At 52.9% G+C, this 18,107-nt stretch carries 18 protein-coding genes and 1 riboswitch; of the genes, 14 read left to right on the top strand and 4 right to left on the bottom strand.

Translation table 11 applies throughout. The features are described from left to right. Window positions 1-34 precede the first annotated feature (34 nt). The 11 genes from BBD41_RS12605 to BBD41_RS12555 all read left to right on the top strand — a co-directional run bounded on the left by BBD41_RS12605 (window position 35) and on the right by BBD41_RS12555 (window position 13,666). Window positions 35-910 carry a carbohydrate ABC transporter permease gene (locus BBD41_RS12605; protein ID WP_007130685.1) on the top strand — a complete coding sequence of 292 codons (876 nt, stop codon included), beginning with the start codon at window positions 35-37 and terminating at the stop codon, window positions 908-910. Then, window positions 910-1,746, top strand: a complete 837-nt coding sequence (locus tag BBD41_RS12600; RefSeq protein ID WP_077570263.1) for a carbohydrate ABC transporter permease — start codon at window positions 910-912, stop codon at window positions 1,744-1,746. The genes BBD41_RS12605 and BBD41_RS12600 overlap by 1 nt, the downstream gene beginning before the upstream one ends. Then, window positions 1,743-2,504: a ChbG/HpnK family deacetylase gene (locus tag BBD41_RS12595; RefSeq protein ID WP_099477793.1), complete on the top strand. Its 762-nt coding sequence runs from the start codon at window positions 1,743-1,745 to the stop codon at window positions 2,502-2,504. Before BBD41_RS12600 ends, BBD41_RS12595 begins: the two co-directional genes overlap by 4 nt. Window positions 2,505-2,558: 54 nt before the next feature. Further along, a complete protein-coding gene (locus BBD41_RS12590; protein ID WP_099477792.1) occupies window positions 2,559-3,998 on the top strand; it encodes a serine hydrolase domain-containing protein in 1,440 nt (479 codons plus the stop codon). Window positions 3,999-4,358: 360 nt separating this feature from the next. Then, window positions 4,359-5,279 (top strand): proline dehydrogenase family protein, encoded by a 921-nt coding sequence (locus BBD41_RS12585; RefSeq protein WP_099477791.1) that lies wholly within the window; start codon window positions 4,359-4,361, stop codon window positions 5,277-5,279. A 634-nt stretch (window positions 5,280-5,913) separates the two neighbouring features. Then, window positions 5,914-6,087: riboswitch (cyclic di-AMP (ydaO/yuaA leader) on the top strand. Window positions 6,088-6,218: 131 nt separating this feature from the next. Beyond that, entirely contained in the window at window positions 6,219-6,629 is a 411-nt protein-coding gene (locus BBD41_RS12580; RefSeq protein WP_099477790.1) for a hypothetical protein, read from the top strand. 155 nt (window positions 6,630-6,784) lie between these two features. Then, window positions 6,785-6,862 (top strand): K(+)-transporting ATPase subunit F, encoded by a 78-nt coding sequence (kdpF, locus tag BBD41_RS30650; protein WP_077570726.1) that lies wholly within the window; start codon window positions 6,785-6,787, stop codon window positions 6,860-6,862. Between the two features lie 30 nt (window positions 6,863-6,892). Continuing rightward, window positions 6,893-8,572 (top strand): potassium-transporting ATPase subunit KdpA, encoded by a 1,680-nt coding sequence (kdpA, locus tag BBD41_RS12570; protein WP_099477789.1) that lies wholly within the window; start codon window positions 6,893-6,895, stop codon window positions 8,570-8,572. Between the two features lie 23 nt (window positions 8,573-8,595). Further along, a complete protein-coding gene (gene kdpB / locus BBD41_RS12565; RefSeq protein WP_099477788.1) occupies window positions 8,596-10,629 on the top strand; it encodes a potassium-transporting ATPase subunit KdpB in 2,034 nt (677 codons plus the stop codon). Between the two features lie 96 nt (window positions 10,630-10,725). Then, window positions 10,726-11,358 carry a potassium-transporting ATPase subunit KdpC gene (kdpC, locus tag BBD41_RS12560; protein WP_206098322.1) on the top strand — a complete coding sequence of 211 codons (633 nt, stop codon included), beginning with the start codon at window positions 10,726-10,728 and terminating at the stop codon, window positions 11,356-11,358. Continuing rightward, window positions 11,351-13,666, top strand: a complete 2,316-nt coding sequence (locus BBD41_RS12555) for a histidine kinase (RefSeq protein ID WP_099477787.1) — start codon at window positions 11,351-11,353, stop codon at window positions 13,664-13,666. The genes kdpC and BBD41_RS12555 overlap by 8 nt, the downstream gene beginning before the upstream one ends. A 157-nt stretch (window positions 13,667-13,823) precedes the next feature. On the opposite strand, the gene udk is transcribed toward BBD41_RS12555, so the two are convergent. Continuing rightward, complete coding sequence (gene udk / locus BBD41_RS12550; RefSeq protein ID WP_007130673.1) at window positions 13,824-14,459, bottom strand: uridine kinase; 636 nt, start codon at window positions 14,457-14,459, stop codon at window positions 13,824-13,826. 198 nt (window positions 14,460-14,657) lie between these two features. On the opposite strand from udk, the gene BBD41_RS12545 reads away from it, so the two are divergent. The 3 genes from BBD41_RS12545 (at window position 14,658) to BBD41_RS29800 (ending at window position 15,976) form a co-directional block, all read left to right on the top strand. Then, entirely contained in the window at window positions 14,658-15,287 is a 630-nt protein-coding gene (locus tag BBD41_RS12545) for a carbohydrate-binding family 9-like protein (protein WP_077570247.1), read from the top strand. A 71-nt stretch (window positions 15,288-15,358) separates the two neighbouring features. Next, complete coding sequence (locus tag BBD41_RS12540) at window positions 15,359-15,778, top strand: hypothetical protein (protein WP_077570245.1); 420 nt, start codon at window positions 15,359-15,361, stop codon at window positions 15,776-15,778. 42 nt (window positions 15,779-15,820) lie between these two features. Next, entirely contained in the window at window positions 15,821-15,976 is a 156-nt protein-coding gene (locus BBD41_RS29800; protein WP_157929296.1) for a hypothetical protein, read from the top strand. 53 nt (window positions 15,977-16,029) lie between these two features. On the opposite strand, the gene BBD41_RS12535 is transcribed toward BBD41_RS29800, so the two are convergent. Genes BBD41_RS12535 through BBD41_RS12525 form a run of 3 tightly spaced genes read right to left on the bottom strand, consistent with a single transcriptional unit; the run spans window position 16,030 to window position 18,096 of the window. Beyond that, window positions 16,030-16,689 carry a hypothetical protein gene (locus BBD41_RS12535; protein WP_099477786.1) on the bottom strand — a complete coding sequence of 220 codons (660 nt, stop codon included), beginning with the start codon at window positions 16,687-16,689 and terminating at the stop codon, window positions 16,030-16,032. Then, window positions 16,689-17,288, bottom strand: coding sequence for a hypothetical protein (locus tag BBD41_RS12530; protein ID WP_099477785.1), 600 nt, complete (start codon window positions 17,286-17,288; stop codon window positions 16,689-16,691). The genes BBD41_RS12535 and BBD41_RS12530 overlap by 1 nt, the downstream gene beginning before the upstream one ends. A 4-nt stretch (window positions 17,289-17,292) precedes the next feature. Beyond that, the gene (locus BBD41_RS12525; protein WP_099477784.1) at window positions 17,293-18,096 is read right to left on the bottom strand and encodes a hypothetical protein; all 804 of its coding nucleotides are present in this window, start codon (window positions 18,094-18,096) and stop codon (window positions 17,293-17,295) included. Window positions 18,097-18,107 lie beyond the last annotated feature (11 nt).

The raw sequence follows: 18,107 nt of genomic DNA, 5'->3' as shown, positions 1-18,107 counted from the left end.
GGGGATCATCCAGGACAGAAAGAAGGTATGGATTATGAGCAAGGGAAAGGACAAAGCCTGGTTTGCCCTATTCACGGTACCGCTTTTGTTTATTTTCACGACCGTGGTCATCATCCCGTTCATCATCGGGATTTATTACTCCTTCGTCCAGTGGGACGGAATTCCGGCCAATCCGAAAGTATTTGTGGGCATGGACAATTATGTCCAAATCTTCCAGGACGAACGCTTCCTGTCATCGGCTTGGCACACCGTGCAGTTTACGCTCCTGGCGTTGGTATGCGTCAACATCCTGGGCCTGGGATTCGCGCTGCTTGTGACGACCAAGCTTCGCTCGCGTAATGCCGCACGGACGATGTTCTTTATGCCGAACCTGATCGGCGGCCTTATTCTCGGTTATATTTGGCAGTTCATCTTCACCGATGCCTTTAGCTTCCTTGGGGAGAAAACCGGGCTCGGCAGCATCTTCTTCAACTGGCTCCTGCATCCGCAGTTCTCGCTGTATGCGATCGTTGTCGTATTTACCTGGCAGCTGGCCGGCTATACCATGATCATCTACATTGCCGGCATCCAGGGGATCCCGGATGAATTGATGGAAGCGGCCAAAGTCGACGGCGCGAGCCTGTGGCAGCGGCTGAAGAGCATCGTCTTCCCGCTCCTGATGCCATCGTTCACGATCTGTCTGTTCCTGACGCTGTCGGGCGCTTTCAAAATCTACGACGTGAACCTGTCCCTGACGAAGGGCGGTCCGAATAACGCGACCGAGATGTTTGCGATGAACATCTTCAATGAAATATTCGCTTACGGCAATTACGGCATAGGCCAGGCGAAAGCGATCATCTTCTTCCTGATCGTAGCCGGGCTTACCTTGACCCAAGTGATCATTACGAAGAGAAGAGAGGTGCAGATGTGATGAAGAAAACAGGCAAATGGCTGCTCGATATCGTGCTGCTTCTCTTCGCGATCGTCTTCCTGTCTCCCGTCTTCATCATGCTGATCAACTCGTTCAAGGACCGTGCCGAGCTGTATGAGAACGCGTTGGCGCTTCCGTCGTCCTTCAGCTTCGAGTATTACAAGTCGGCGATGGAGAAGATGAATTTCTTTACGGCGCTGGGCAACTCGCTCTACGTGACGGTCGTCTCGGTGATTCTTGTCATCGTGCTCGCTTCCATGACGGCATGGATGCTGGTGCGGACGGATAACAAGCTGAGCAAAATCATTTTCTTCACGTTCGTGGCGACGATGCTCATTCCGTTCCAGACGCTGATGATGCCGCTCATGCAGGTCATGGACTGGATTCGCAGCAATCTGCATATTCCGATGCTGAACACGCATGAAGGCTTGATCTATATGAATGTCGGGTTTACCTCCAGTATGGCGGTCTTCCTGTACCATGGCTTTATCAAATCGGTGCCGGTCGCTCTGGAAGAGGCCGCAACGCTGGACGGCTGCTCCAAGCTGGGCGTTTTCTGGAGAATTGTATTCCCGCTGCTGAAGAACATCACCGTAACGGTAGCGATTTTGAACGTGATCGCTCTGTGGAATGACTATCTGCTCCCATCGCTGACGCTGTCGGACAAAGGGCTGCGGACAATTCCGCTCTCGACGTTCTACTTCTTCGGGGAATTCACGATCGTATGGAACCAGGCGATGGCCGGCCTGACCTTAACGATTATCCCGGTGGTCATCTTCTACATTTTTGCGCAAAAGTATATCATCAAAGGGATTGCTGCAGGTGCGGTAAAATGAGGCGGATCATTACAAGAGCGGATGATCTGGGCTCGAGCCGTTCGGCCAATCTGGCGATTGCAAGAACGGTAGACGCCGGATTTATCAAAAACGTATCCGTTATGGCGCCGGGGCCGTATGTCGCGGAAGCGGCCGAGCTGCTGGCCCGCCGCGATGACATATGCTTCGGATTCCACATGACGCTGAATGCGGAGTGGGATCGCATCAGATGGGGACCTGTTTCGGCGAAGGAACAGGTTCCTTCGCTTGTGGACCCAAGCGGATACTTCTATCAGGATCCGTCGATGTTCCAGCAATCTCCTCCGGCCTTGGAGGAGATTGTGGCCGAGTGCAGCGAGCAGCTGGATAAGCTGACGGCGCTAGGCTTTCGCATAACGTATGCGGATTCGCATATGATGCCGGAGCGCTTCGTCCCCGGGCTTCAGGAAGAGCTGGACCGCTGGATGGCAAGCAAGGGACTGATCAATCACCGGTATTACTATAACTTTTTCCCTGACGGCGTTCCATCCTTCATCCCGCAATTCGAGGCCGTGCTCAGCAGGCTCACAGACGAGCAATACTTCTTTCTGTCCCATCCGGCACTCTATTCGGAGGAGATGACGCAGTGCGGCAACGCCCGGGTCGACGGCGAAGAGCTTGCACGCGGGCGTGATGCCGAGGCTGCTTTCCTGATGCAGAGGGGCTTGGTCGAGATCAGCGAGCGTCATGGCTTCCGACCGGTTCGATATGATGAAGCGGTTTCACAATTTGGTGTATAATGATTCCGACAGGAAGATCGATCACTTGCAATTAACAGGGAGAGGCGGATTCTTATGAGTATGGACACGGTTCAATCATTGTCAAGAAGCACCCCCGAACGTCAAGGCATTTCCTCGCGGGCCATTGAGCGCTTTATCGGTTCGGTCCAGGATCAAGGGCTTGAGCTGCACAGCTTTATGCTGCTGCGCCGCGGCTATGTCATTGCGGAAGGCTGGTGGGATCCGTACGGGCCCGAGCTTCCGCACATGCTGTTCTCGTTAAGCAAGAGCTTTACCTCCACCGCGATCGGACTCCTCGCAGAGGAAGGCCGCATCGCCTTGACGGATCCAGTGATCGGCTTCTTTCCGGAATATGCGCCGGAGGCTCCATCCGAAAATCTGGCGGCGATGACTGTGCGGGATTTGCTCGTGATGGGGACCGGCCATGCGGGGGAACCTGCGCTGGAATCCGAGGACTGGGTAGCCGACTTCTTCAAGCAGCCCGTGGAGCATGAGCCGGGAACCCACTTCGTGTACAACAGCGCGGCGACGTATATGCTCTCGGCGATCCTGCAGAACATTACCGGCAAGACGCTGCTGGAGTATTTGGAGCCCCGGCTCTTTGAACCGCTCGCCATTCACGGGGCGGCATGGGAGAACTGTCCGCGCGGCATCAATGCCGGCGGCTGGGGACTCAAGCTGAAGACGGAGGATATTGCGAAATTCGGTCAGCTGTATCTGCAGAAGGGCGTTTGGGGAGGGGAACGCCTCATCCCGGAGGCGTGGGTCCTCGAAGCGACATCGAAGCAGATTTCGAACGGACCGGGAGACGGCTCCTCCGACTGGACGGAAGGCTACGGCTACCAGTTCTGGAGATGCCGTCATGGCGCCTATCGCGGCGACGGTGCATTCGGCCAATACTGCATCGTCCACCCGGAGCTGGAGGCGGTGATCGCCATCACCTCGGGCTTGAACGATATGCAGGCCGTCCTGAACAACGTATGGGAGCATCTGGTGCCGGCCTTTGAGCCGGAGGCTTTACCGGAGGATGAAGGAGCGGCGGTCTCGCTCACCGAAACGCTTGGAGCGCTGAACATACAGCCGCCGAAATTCCAGGCCTCCTCCACGCGGGAGCCGGAACTTTCCGGAATCGTGTTCGAGCTCGAGGAGAATGAGCAGAAGCTTCGTACCTTCTGCGTTCGTTTCTCGGAGGAAGAAGCCTTGCTGGAGATCGAAGCGCACTACGGCCTCGAATCGCTCGCGCTTGGCCGGAACGCATGGGCGGTAGGCAAGACGAGACTGTTCCGGATGGAGGAGGGCAAGGTATGCTCCTCGATGACATGGAATGACGACGGCAGCCTGGTGATCACGCTTCGAGCGGTCGAGACGCCGTTCTGCCTGACCATAATGGCTGACTTTACAGATGACATGCTTCAATTGGCCCAATCGGTCAACGTATCGTTTGGAGACCCGGGACTTAAGCCGATTACGGGCCGAGCAAGGGAAGAGCAGTAAGGAGGCTAAGCGCGTCCTGATGCGGCGGCTTGGCGCGAACCGTAGAATAGCTTGAAATAGCAATTCATTAGCAATATGGAACGCTCGAGGATATTTCCCTGAGCGTTTTTATTCGTGTTTTTTCTTCAAGGACTGTTTAAAAAGACGAGGGATCACCCCCAGGTCTAATATACCACCAATTACCAACGCATCGACGCTAGCGCTATATCGGCAATCTTCAACACCCTCTGTGAACTCGCATTGTTATGTAACGGCAATTTCTCACCAAGCCGAAGGAATGTCCACTTCGCATGATGCGACCTTTTTTGCATATGAGTTAAGGTAGAGCGCATTTTACTCCGAGAAGAGGGTGAGGCATGCATGGACGGGACTGAGCTTTACCGGAAAGTCGTGTTGACGGTGTCGGGGAACCGGCTGGTGAAATGGCTGTCGCTTCGTTACGGCAAAAAATTAGCGGGCAGATTCATTGCGGGAGATACGCTGGAAGAGGCACTCGATGAGATCGAAAGGCTGAACGGGAAGGGGATCTTGGTAACGCTGGATCATCTGGGAGAGGGCATAACTTCGCTGACGGAGGCTTCGGCCTACCGGGCGGAATATATTCGGCTTGTGGAGGGCATCGCCAACCGGGGAGTTCAATCGAATGTGTCGCTGAAGCCGACGCAGATGGGCTTGGCGCTCGATCCGCAGGCGGCATACGAGAACATTAGAGCGGTGGTCCGGGCGGCCCAAAAGCATGGCAACTTCGTTCGGCTGGACATGGAGGACTCGCCGTACACTCAGGCCACGATCGATATGACGCTGCGGCTTCATAAGGAGGGGTTGACCCATGTGGGAACGGTCATCCAGGCCTATCTGTACCGTTCCGAGGAAGACGTCCGGATGCTGACGAAGGAAGGGGTGAAACTCCGCCTGGTTAAGGGGGCTTATAAGGAGCCGGGAACGATTGCGTATCAGAAGAAGCAGGAGATCATCGGCAATTATAAAAATTTAATCAAGCTTCAGCTGGATCAAGGGGCCTATACCGCTGTTGCGACCCATGATAACAACATCATCGATTGGGTCAAAGTATTTGCAGAGCAGAACCGGATCAAGAAGGATGCGTTCGAGTTTCAAATGCTGTACGGGCTGCGCATGAAAGACCAGGCCCGGCTAGCGCAGGACGGTTACCGAATAAGATGCTACATGCCGTACGGCACGATGTGGTACCCGTATTTTACCCGCCGTATTGCAGAGAAGCCGGCCAATCTGATGATGGTGCTGAAGAATATGTTCAAGTGATTTGGGAAGCGAAAAAGCGGGCGACGATGCCGGTAGGGAAACGATGCGATTACAATCATAACTTGAAGTATAAGAACGCGCCGCCGATCCATGGGGGCGCGTTCTTGGCTTGAAGTCGGAAGTCGATTAGCATTCCGTTTGTCGTTGTATTTTTCTGAAAAACGGCGAAAACAACGAAGGAAAGCGTGTACATATAGGTAAGGCTTTCATTATTGCCATTCCATCGCTTTATATCGCATTCTAGCTAAGAAATGGTGAAATAGAGAGGAATGGCGCGTATGGAGAAGATAATCGGGGATGATGGGAACATTCCGGATTGAACCAGTTTCATAATGCTCTCCACGGGTTTTCGTCTGCATTTACTTCCCGAATCGCCGGTCGTATGATACGAACTATGAATTGACCTGATGCTTTCCGGAAGCTGGGCAGGGCGGCCTGATACCGCCGTGGAAGCCGGCCAGTGTGGGAGCTGCGGCCATCCATCGGAGAAAGGGCGTATACCGAAGACCGCCATGGGGTCCTTCGGCTCGTACTAGCGTCAAGCGCCTCTCACCGCTTGATTCTCGGCTGAGCCGTTTTGACAGTTTTCGATAATATCAGGGTCAATCATTAACCGAATACACGCAGCTCGCTAGATTCATTTTCGCTGAGTCCTTGAATGAAAAAGGAGCGGGGGAACCAATCGGGAGACGCGATTTCGCGCGTCTCTCCGGGGTGAATCCCATAGGCAAGATAACGGTCTATGGGTAGGGCGACTCTCACGCCCGAATCCGTCAGCTAACCTCGTAAGCGTATCGAGAGAGGCAACGATTGTCGTGACTTGACGAAGCCGCGGTGTTTTTTCGCCGCGCCTTTTAGGAAGAAGCCGCGGGAAGAGTTCTTCTCCTCCCCAGGCTTCTTTTTTGTTGCCTTCTCCGACGGACACAAGGAGGAGAACGTATGGAAAAACAGCAAGACACGATTCTGATATCCGCGCCGACCAAGGCTGGGGAAGCATTCATCCGCCAATTATTACTAAGTGAGATCCCGTTCGCCGTTCTGGTAAACAACCGGGCAGAGGGGGAGAGGGCGAGCAGGCTCGGATGCAAGGATGTCATCCTGATCGACACGCGAGACGAGCAGACCTGGGTGCTTCCCGAGCGGCCGATCGGCAAGGTGTTTCTGTTTGAGAACAGCTTGAACCTCTGCTGCCGCTACTTGCGCATATGCCGGACATGGACCTCGGCTTCGATCTATGTTGTTACTCATTCCGGCAATCCAAGGCTGATTTACAGAGGGCTTGGCGCGGACGTCGTGCTGCACACAAACCATGACCGCGTCGATTTCCTGATCGCCGCACTTTTAGACTAGTTACCGGAAAGAGCTGTTTTTACGGCTAACCGCCAAGGAGGGATAACAATGCAGGATGTATACATGCTGCTTCTGCTAGGTGCAACCTACGGGCTGTTCCGGCTGTTCATAAGCTGGTGCGGCCGCATCATTCAAGAGTCGGAGGGTGACCGGCCATGACGCTGATTTTGATATTGACCGCTGCGTTATTTTTATATTTGGTTTATGCGCTGATTCATCCCGAAAAATTTTAAGACTCAACATAAAGGGGGAAGCCGCTTATCATGGGCATCGTACAAATTGCCGTCGTCATCCTGGTTCTGCTGCTGCTCGTCAAGCCGCTTGGAACCTACCTCTATCTCGTGTTTCGCAATGAACCCGGCGGCACGGACAAATGGTTCTCTTGGGCAGAACGCCCGATATTTGCCCTCATCGGACTCAAGGAACGCAAAGGGATGAGCTGGAAGGGCTATGCGATCAGCTTCCTGCTCACCAATATCATCCTGGTCGGAGCAGGGTATGCCATCCTCCGTTTTCAACACGTGCTGCCGTGGAATCCGAACGGCATCGAGAACATGGAGCCGACGCTGTCGCTCAACACAATTATAAGCTTCATGACCAATACGAATTTGCAGCACTATAGCGGGGAGTCGGGCCTCTCTTACTTTTCCCAGATGGCCGTGATCATCATGATGATGTTCACGTCCGCTGCCACCGGGCTTTGCGTTGCCATTGCCTTTATCCGGGCCGTGACGATGAAAGGCGCTACGGTCGGGAACTTCTTCGAAGACTTCGTGAAAGCCATGACCCGTGTGTTCATCCCGGCGGCCTTCCTTATTGCCATGCTGCTGGTGGCATTGCAGGTGCCGCAGACGTTAAAGCCGACCATTAGCGTAACGACGCTTTCGGGATCAGAGCAGCAGATCGCGGTCGGCCCGGTAGCCGCGCTTGAGTCGATCAAGCACTTGGGAACGAACGGCGGCGGCTATATGGGAGCCAATTCCGCGCATCCGTTCGAGAATCCATCCCCGTTGACGAACGTGATCGAAATATTGTGCATGTGGAGTTTCGGGGCTGCCCTGGCTTACACCTTCGGATTGTTCGCCAAGAGCCGCAAGCAGGGCTGGATCGTGTTCTCTGTCATGATGACGCTGTTCATCGGTTTTCTAACCCTGAACTATGCGGCCGAATCAAGCGGAAATCCAGCGCTGAACCGGCTCGGGATTGATGCGTCGCAAGGCAGTATGGAAGGCAAGGAGGTCCGCTTTGGCATTCCGCAATCCTCCTTGTTTACGACCGTGACAACCGCGGCTACCACCGGATCGGTCAACAACATGCACGACACCCTGACCCCGCTTGGGGGCATCACGCCGCTGGCGCTAATGATGCTTAATTCCGTTTTTGGCGGCAAGGGTGTCGGCTTGATGAACATGCTTATGTACGCGATTCTCGCCGTATTTCTGGCCGGGCTGATGGTCGGGCGAACACCCGAATTTCTCGGCAGGAAGATTGAAGCGAAGGAAATGAAGCTGATTGCCGTCGTGATCCTGGTGCACCCGTTCATCATTCTGGCACCTACGGCGCTCGCGCTGATGACGGGTGCGGGTCAATCAGGCATTACGAACGCAGGGTTCCACGGCATCTCCCAGGTGTTGTATGAATATACGTCTTCGGCAGCGAACAACGGGTCGGGGTTTGAAGGTCTTGCAGATAACACGCCGTTTTGGAACGTGACAACCGGGCTGGTCATGCTGCTGGGCCGTTATATTTCGATGATCGCATTGCTGGCGGTCGGCGGATCTCTGTTGCGGAAGCAGCGGGTGCCGGAGACGCCGGGAACGTTCCGTACTGATAACGGGTTGTTCGCCGGCATTCTGATTGCCGTCGTGCTGATTATCGGCGCGCTGACCTTTCTGCCTGTACTGGTTCTTGGGCCGGTTGCCGAGCATCTTACGATCCGTTAACAAGAAGAGGTGAATTAAGACAAATGAACAATCCCAAACAACGTTTAATGACCAAAGCGATGGTCGTTCAGGCGCTGAAGGACAGCGTTGTGAAGCTGAATCCTGTCTTGATGCTGAAAAATCCGGTCATGTTCGTGGTGGAGGCCGGAACGATCGTGGTGCTGCTGATGACGCTGTTTCCGTCCTATTTTGGGACGGAGAGCAGCATCGGCTTCAATCTGACCGTGTTCCTGATCCTGCTCTTTACGCTGCTGTTCGCGAATTTCGCGGAGGCGATGGCGGAAGGGCGCGGCAAAGCGCAGGCCGATTCCTTGAAGCAGTCCAAGAAGGAGATGACGGCCAATAAAGTAACGGAAGGAGGCGGCGTTACGGCGGTTCCGTCGACCGAGCTGCGAAAAGGGGATATCGTCATCGTGTCCCAAGGCGAAATGATACCTGGCGACGGCGAGGTTATCGCGGGATTGGCATCCGTCGACGAATCGGCCATCACCGGCGAATCTGCGCCGGTGATCAAAGAGGCCGGCGGCGACTTCAGCTCGGTTACCGGGGGCACCCGCGTGGTTAGCGATACGATTAAAATTCGGATTACGAGCGATCCGGGAGAATCGTTTCTGGACCGGATGATCTCACTTGTTGAAGGAGCCTCCCGACAGAAGACGCCTAACGAAATTGCGCTTAACACGCTTCTGACGGTGCTGACGCTCATCTTCCTGATCGTAGTAGTGACACTGGCGCCGATTGCGAAGTACCTCGGCATCGAGCTGTCGGTTCCGGTGCTCATCTCGCTGCTTGTCTGCCTCATTCCGACGACGATCGGCGGTCTGCTGTCGGCGATCGGCATTGCGGGGATGGACCGGATCACCCGGTTCAATGTGCTGGCGATGTCGGGGAAGGCGGTGGAGGCGGCCGGAGATATCAACACGATGATTCTCGATAAGACAGGGACGATCACGTTCGGGAACCGGATGGCCAGCCGGTTCATTCCGGTGGGCGGCGAACCGCTGGCTTCCGTTGCCCAGTGGGCGGCCGTCAGCTCCCTGCTGGATGAGACGCCCGAGGGCCGTTCCGTGCTGGAGCTGATGAAGAGGGAAGGACACGCCTTCGATGCAGGGTTGGCGTCCAGCGCCGAATGTATTGAATTCAAGGCCGAGACGCGGATGAGCGGCATGAATCTGAAGGATGGCCGGAAGGTTCGCAAGGGAGCGGTGGACGCGGTGAAAGCTTGGGTGCAGGCACAAGGAGGAGAAATCCCCGCAGATCTGATCCCAAGCAGCGATGCTATCGCCACCGAGGGCGGCACGCCGCTGGCGGTTGCCGTCGACGACCGGCTCTACGGCTTGATCTACCTGAAGGATACGGTGAAGCCGGGCATGAAGGAGCGGTTCGAGCAGCTGCGCCGGATGGGCATCAAGACGATTATGTGCACCGGCGACAATCCCTTGACCGCAGCGACGATCGCCCGCGAGGCGGGCGTCGACGAATTCATTGCGGAGAGCAAACCGGAGGATAAAATTGCGGTCATTCGCCGGGAGCAGGCGGAGGGCAAGCTGGTTGCCATGACCGGCGACGGGACGAACGACGCTCCGGCGCTGGCGCAGGCCGATGTCGGCCTCGCGATGAACAGCGGCACGGTTGCCGCGAAAGAAGCGGCCAACATGGTGGATCTCGATTCCGATCCGTCGAAAATCATCGAGGTGGTTGCCATTGGCAAGCAGCTGCTGATGACGCGCGGTGCCTTGACCACGTTCAGCGTGGCCAATGACGTGGCCAAATATTTCGCAATTATTCCGGCCATGTTCACAGCGGCTATTCCAAGCATGGGCGCACTTAATGTTATGGGGCTCGGCTCCCCGATGTCGGCGATTTTATCGGCGCTGATCTTCAATGCGATCATCATACCAGTGCTGATTCCGCTTGCGATGAAGGGCGTGTCCTACAAGCCGATGAGCTCATCCAAGCTGCTGCAGCGCAATGTGCTGGTTTACGGATTGGGCGGGGTTATCGTCCCGTTCGTCGGCATCAAGCTGATTGATATGATTGTCCATCTATGGATTTAAGGTGATTATCTTGGCGGTCCAATCAAGGGATGTAAGAGTTTGCCCGCCGGTCACAATATCGCGATGAACCTAATCAGAAGGGAACGAAGAACCATGATGAATCATCCTGTGCAAAAAGCCTCTGGACGTGTTTCCGCTCAAACCGAGGCGACCCGCGTTCCGGTCGGGATTGCGGTGAGAACGAGCCTTGTATTTCTTGTCCTGTGCGGCTTATTGTACCCGCTCGTAACGACAGGCGCCGCGCAGCTGCTGATGCCGAAGCAGGCCAATGGCAGCTTGATCGAGGATCGAAGCGGCAATGTGGTGGGCTCGGAATTGATCGGTCAGAGCTTCACGGATCCGAAATATTTCCACGGCAGGTTATCCAGCATTGAATATGACGGGGCGGGATCCGGCAGCAACAACTATGCCCCGTCAAACCCGGAAATGCTGGAGCGGACCAAGGCTGAGATCGAGGCGTGGAAGAAGAACAACCCGGGCGTTCCCGCCCGAGAGCTTCCGATCGATCTCGTCACGAACTCGGGCTCGGGACTAGACCCTCATATCACGCCGAAATCGGCTGAAGTTCAAATTCCGCGCGTCAGCGAGCGGACGGGGATTGCCGAAGCGGAGCTGAAACGACTGGTGAAGGAGCACACGGAAGGGCGGGATTTCGGCGTGTTTGGCGAGCCTCGTGTCCATGTGCTCAAGCTGAATCTGGCGCTGCAAGAGCTTTTGGAACATGACTGAGCCGTACCGAAGAAAATCGCCGGAGGAAATCCTGCGATCGATCTTAAAGCTGAGGCAAGGACGTCTCAAGGTCTATATCGGAGCCGTAAGCGGGTCCGGCAAAACCTATCACATGCTCCGCGAAGGCCAGAGCCTGAAACGGCAAGGGATTGATGTTGTCATCTCCGCCGTATCAACGATGCAGAGGCCTGATACGGTGGAGCAGGCCCGGGATTTGGAGCGGGTGCCCAGCATCCATTGGTTCGAAAGCGGGAATGAGCGTAAGGACCTGGATCTGGAGCGGCTGCTGCAGCGGAATCCGGAGGTGCTGCTTGTAGACGGTCTGGCGCACCGGAACCGCCAGGGAGCCAGGTTCGAGACCCGGCTCGAGGATATCCGCTTTCTTCTTGGCCATGGCATCAGCGTCATTACGACGATTAATGCTTACGAGCTGAAGGACGTAGGCGATATCGCGAGCAGATTGACGGGCGTCAAGGCTGGTTATTCACTGCCTGCGGATACGCTGGAGTCCGCAGACGAAGTGGTGCTGATCGATGTTACGCCCGAGACGATGCTGGAGCGGGTGCAAAGCGGTCTGCTTGTCGGCGGCGGTGCTTGGGAGCGGGGCAATCTGGCCGTGCTTAGAGAGCTTACCCTTCGGCTGGTAGCGGAGGGTGTTAACAGCTCGCTGGAGCGGCATCGGAGGGAACGTGGGCTGACCGGCCCTTCCGGCGCCGCCGAGCGGATCCTGGTCGCCGCGCAGTATCATTGGAACGGATCCATCTATATGCGTCGCGGCCAGCAGATTGCCAAGCGGCTGAACGGCGAGCTGCTCGTCGCCACGTTCGTGAAGCCCGGATCGACGCCCGGGAAGGAACAAGCCGCCTTCAGAAGTTCCCTTCAGAAGCTGGCGGAGCGAATCGGAGCGACCCTGGAGGAGCTTCCGCTGCGCTCCCGGCGCAAACTCGCAGGAGCGCTCCTAACGTATGCGGTGGATCGGCATGTCACCCGGATCGTGCTGGGACATTCGAAGCAGACCCGAAGCCAAGAGCTGTGGCAGGGCTCGATCCTTCATGACCTGCTTCGGCAAATGCGCGGGGTGGATCTATTCGTGGTGGCCGATCGGACAGCCCATAATGGAGAGCGTATCATTCCCGCCCGGATTCAGCCGAATCCGCCGAGGGCAGGGGCGTTTCAGCGGCTTAGCGGGACCGAGCTCGATGAGCGGATCGAGCAGGCAAAGCGGGGGCGGTTCAAGATGTATATCGGCGCGGCCCCCGGCGTCGGGAAAACGTATGCGATGCTGCGGGAAGGCGGCGACCTGCGCCGAAAAGGTCTGGACGTGATCGTCGGTCTCCTCGAGACCCACGGCCGCGCCGACACGCAATCTCAAGTTGGCGAGCTGGAGGTAATGCCGCGGAAGACGAAGCGATACCGCGGGACGCAATTGAAAGAGATGGATACCGATGAGATCTTGCGGCGAAAGCCCGATGTCGTGCTGATCGACGAGCTGGCTCATACGAATGTGCCCGGCAGCCGGAACAAAAAGCGGTATGAGGATGTGCTTGATATCTTGTCTGCCGGAATTTCCGTCATCACGACCGTAAATGTGCAGCATCTGGAGAGCCTGAACGATACGGTCCAGCAGGTTACCGGCGTCCGCGTCAGGGAAACCGTGCCTGACCGCATTCTGCAGTTGGCCGACGAGGTTCAACTGATCGACGTCACCCCCGAGACCCTGCAGCAGAGGATGCGGGAGGGCAAAATCTATGCGCCCGAGAACATTCAGCAAGCGCTCGGCTTCTTCTTCAAGACCGGAAACCTGATTGCGCTGCGGGAACTGGCGCTAAGGGAAATCGCCGACGACGTGGATGAGCGGCTGGAATCCCTTGAGCGAAGCGCCTCGCTGCGGGGACCGTGGCGACGGGAGGAAGTGATCTATGTTCTCGTCGGCAGCGGCCCCGAGTCGGAGCGAATCATTCGCCGCGGCTTTCGAATCGCCTACCGGCTGAAGGCGGCCTGGTATGTAACGCCGCTGCCGGATAGAGCTGAAGACTGCAAGCCGTCCATGCCGGCAAGGGATCCAATACAGGCGATGACGGAGCGGCTTGGGGGGATTTTTCGTCCACTGGAGCTGCTAGGGAAGCGAGTATACGACTTACCTGCGATTCTAATCGCGGCGGCTGATGAAGTGAAGGCAACCCAGCTTATTATTGCCCAGCCGCCGGGCAATGGGTTCCCCGGCGCTTCCCAAATGCGGTTCGCGAAGCAATTGCTGAGACGGGCCAGGCATATGGATGTGCTGGTCATTGCCGACGCCGGCTGGTAAAGAGCGGTTGTTTAGGCGATAGATATCCGGCGATTCGCTATAAGCTCAATGACCCACCGATAGTGTTCCAGTTATAACAACGCCCGCTTTCCTAATATAGGAAATGCGGGCGTTGTTGTTATGCAAAGAGGCGGTAATTTATGCGTTTTAAGGGCTTCTACTCGCCGGACAGCGAACGGTCGCCGGTCAAATATTTTTCCGTCAGGGTGGATAGCAGCTGGATGCCGACTTCATTCTGTCCGCCTTCCGGAATAATCAGGTCGGCGTATTTTTTCGAAGGCTCGATAAACGCTTCGTGCATCGGTTTTACGGTCGACAGGTATTGATTATGGATGGACTGAATCGTCCGGCCGCGGTCTTCGATATCCCGGACGACCCGGCGGAGGAGGCGCACATCGGGATCGGTGTCCACGAATACTTTAATGTGCAGCAGCTTGCGAAGGTTCTCATCGGACAGCACATGCAGTCCCTCGATGATGACAATGTTGTTGGGCTTAAGCTCCACGGTTTGATCCTTGAAGCGGGCATGCTTGGTAAAGTCATACACGGGCGCCTGTGCCGGCAAGCCCTGCTTGAGGATGCCCAGATGCTCGATGAGCAGATCGTTATCGAAGGCAAACGGATGATCGTAATTGATCGCTTCACGCTCTTCGAAGCTGAGCTCCGGGTGGTCCTTGTAATAATTATCCTGAGAAATGAACGTCACTTTATCTGAGCCGAGTCGGTCGATGACTGAGCGGGCAACCGTAGTTTTGCCCGAGCCGGTGCCGCCGGCGATACCTATAATGAGCATGGCGAATCCATAACCCTCCCTAGAAGTTTACAATTTCATTATTGTAGCACAGCATGCGCCTTTTTTCACTATAGGGACGCAGAGTAAAAGCTGGGATTTTTCGAATTTTCTTATCATTATTCTAACCAAGGAATGGTTAACAGAATCTGGATCCATTATCATAAAGCTAAATGCTCATGTGGACAGGAGAGATGAAGGATGGCATCGATACCGATTTATTCATGCAAGCGCGCGGTTTACAGTGGATCAGGAGAGGGCGGCGCTGCAATTGATTGGGAGCGCTATGAAGCGGTGGAGCTGACCGATACCGTAACGGGGAAGCCCGTGAAGGAGCGGACAAGCGTTCAGGCCTGCTGGAGCCCGGACTGGTTCCATGTCCGGTTTATCTGCCAAGACACTCATGTTGTATCCCGATATCAGCACAGGGATGAACCGCTGTACGAGCAGGATGTGGTTGAGCTGTTCATTGATGAGACGGGAGCGGGGCGCGAATATATCGAGCTTGAGGTCAGCCCGCATAATGTTGTTTTTGACGCCCGGATCCAGAACGACGGCATGAAGTCGATTACCGCCATGGATGTGAAGTGGGATTTGGCCGGACTTGAAACGACCGTAACGCAGGATGATGAGGGGCACAGGATATACGACATCGCGATCCCGGCCGTCAATTTCGGGATTCCGCCCCGTGCAGGCGAGAGCTGGAAGGTTAACTTTTACCGTATTGACGAGGATCCTCAGGGCTTGCAGGAATTTCAGGCGTGGAGCCCGACGGGAGAGGTGAATTACCATATTCCATCCCGGTTCGGCAAGCTCGTATTTGAGGAATAGAGGCTTTTAAATAGTTCATCGAATAGAAGGTTCTTCATACCTTTGTACTCAACGACATGGGGTGAAACGAAATGGATCGAGAGCATGCCGTATTCCTTCTGAAATGTCACGCGTTCGCGCATGACGACCTCGAGCACCCGAAGATGCAGCGCGGGTTTCTAGGCATGCTGCGCCCGTTTAACGGCGAGCTTGTGGAGGAGAATTTTCATGAGCTGATGCAGATCATTGAGGTGCTGGCCGATGATCTTGGCAAACCGGCGCTGGATCGGGAGATCATCGCTTGCTTCTGGAGCATTTGCCAGCTGGCAAGGGCCTGGGCGGTATATCCGGAGGGGATGCTGCGGCGGAATGGGCTCTTGACGCCCGACCAAGAGGAAACAATCGAGGAATGGATCGACATGATCTCTTATGCGGTCATGGTGCTGCTGGAAGGGGAAGGCCAACTGGAGGAAGCCCTGTGGGGCTACCGGGAGTATATGAAGAGGACGTAGGGAAGCTCCAGTTAATCCTAATGCGGAAGGAGGATGTGTCGTATGATACCGGTTCGACAAATCATGGCTGTCCTTGTTGTAATGACTTTGGCCGGACCACAAACGTTTATAGGACAAGGCTTCATAACACCTAGGCCGGAGGCGGAAGTGAATGCCGAAACGATATCAGCGCCGCCTGTGGTGATTGTTTTTTTGTGATACACTTCCTTATTAATTGTCAAAATAAAAACCTACTGATTAACAGTAGGTTTTTAAGCAACTTCAATATTATTACTAATCGTAGAAATAAAATCGTGGGATTTCGCTTCTATTATGAATTCAAACACTCCGGCCTTATGAAATTCTATTTCTAACTTATAAACAAAATATTTGTTCAGATGGTTTTGTAAACTTCTAGTACGCGAACTGGAGACTGTATATTCAAATTGATTTGCATACCTTGACGGCAGAACAATATTCCCATCAGCTTTTATGCTTTTCCAACGTTCTTTAGTAATTAGTTTTATATCAGGTGCCGGTTGAATATCATAAGGAGTATTTAGAACAACATGAATTTCAATTGGGGAAGAACAAGATATTATCCCTGATGTTGATGGAAAAACCGCTAAATACATACGATTTTCACCGCTTTGATTTGATTGCAACAAGATTTGGGATAGTTTTAATGAAGTGTCACTAAGTTGCTGTTTGGTTTCTGCGAGTTGCACATTCTTACTATCTATATCTTTTTCCTTCGACTCCAAGTCAGCATTCTTCTTCTCATGTTCTCTGATTAAGTTATCCACAACTACTGCATATGCAATGATTGTACAAAGTCCCAATAGATGAAGAGGATTCTCATATTCTCCTCCCAGTATCGCCCCAAGAACGGCAGCCGTAATAACAGCTACAACATTTATTAGTCTATACATTAAGAAAAGGCCCCTACAAATTTAGTTAGTGTATTTATATCATTGTTGTTAACCGAGACGACTCCGGTACTTGTCAAAGATATGAAATTGGAATCACAAAGCATTAGCAGATAGGATATTATTAAATTTTCACCTTTAATCTGATCGAGTATAAACTCCCTTTTTACAGATTCATAAACAAATTCCTCTTCATCGTCATTGTATAACTCTATTTTTTTTATAAAACCATTGAGTTTTTCTAATACACTAATAATGACTTTGTTTGTCAATTGGTAACTGCTGATCTTTATTTCTTCTTTTTCTAAAAATTTTAGAATCACATCAATGTACTTTTCGTTTATTAATTCTAAAAAAACTAAATTGCTTATGTCATCGTAAAAAGCATTAATATATTGATTTACAGGCATGTTCATATGGTTGCCTGATAATTTTGTCCCGAATAAGTATTCATCTTTAAGATTGAATACCACGTGAGTTAAATGATCATCGATTTCAGTAAAATGAAATACACTTATCTCATCATCAGACAAAAATTTAATTAAATTTTTTGTTTTTCTGAAGTCATTATTTGTATCCACTGAGAATAAAGTGAACTTCATGTCTTCACATCCCGTCGGACTCATTTTTAATTCTAAGTAATTCGTTTGTTAAATATAACTGAAAGATATTTAGATCTTCATTGTTTCCAAACTCATCTTCATTAATCACTATTCGATGGCCCCCTTCTCTATATAACTTAACGTTTATTAAAGAAGGTGTATCTCTATGCTTATACGAATAAGGAAACGGCATTTCAAAAGCCAAGTGGCACATGTTACCATGATCCCTGTACTCCTCATCAACAAGTGATCTTGAATTTGTATCAGATGGATCGATTGTATAGGATACTTTTTTTGTTTTGTCTCCATCTTTAAGGATTTTGTCGATTTTTGCAGATGTCCAATGATATTGGCCTTGAATATATCTCAACATTCCATCAGTTATTCTAAAAGAGTCTAGCTCTATCCCTATAGATTCAATCATTTCTTTGACACGTGATTTTGCCTTTTCTTCAGATGTCCAGTCGAACTTAATAATAAGGTTGCCTTCCGATGTCAACTTCACATTAGATTTACTGTAATATGAATGTTGGACTCTTTCTGCCGTGACATTCCCCTGGTCAACCCTCGCTTGATAATAATAACCAAGGCTACTTTCTGTTGTACAAAAACATTCTAAACAATGCACCCCATCGTAAACAAAAGTTGTTATGTTTGTGAACCCTTCACCACTTATTAACCCATTGTGGTTCGGCGATATTCTTTGTTCCATAGTTTCAGTTAATCTAGGGATCGATAAATTCCCATTCTCATCAAACAGAAATAAGTCTAACTGATCCGACATTCTATATATAAATAGAGTAGCCATTTACATGCCCC

Source organism: Paenibacillus ihbetae, from assembly GCF_002741055.1.
Taxonomy (GTDB): Bacteria; Bacillota; Bacilli; order Paenibacillales; family Paenibacillaceae; genus Paenibacillus_AQ; species Paenibacillus_AQ ihbetae.
Note: the sequence above shows the minus strand (reverse complement) of the source record. Positions and strands in the feature narration are given on the sequence as shown.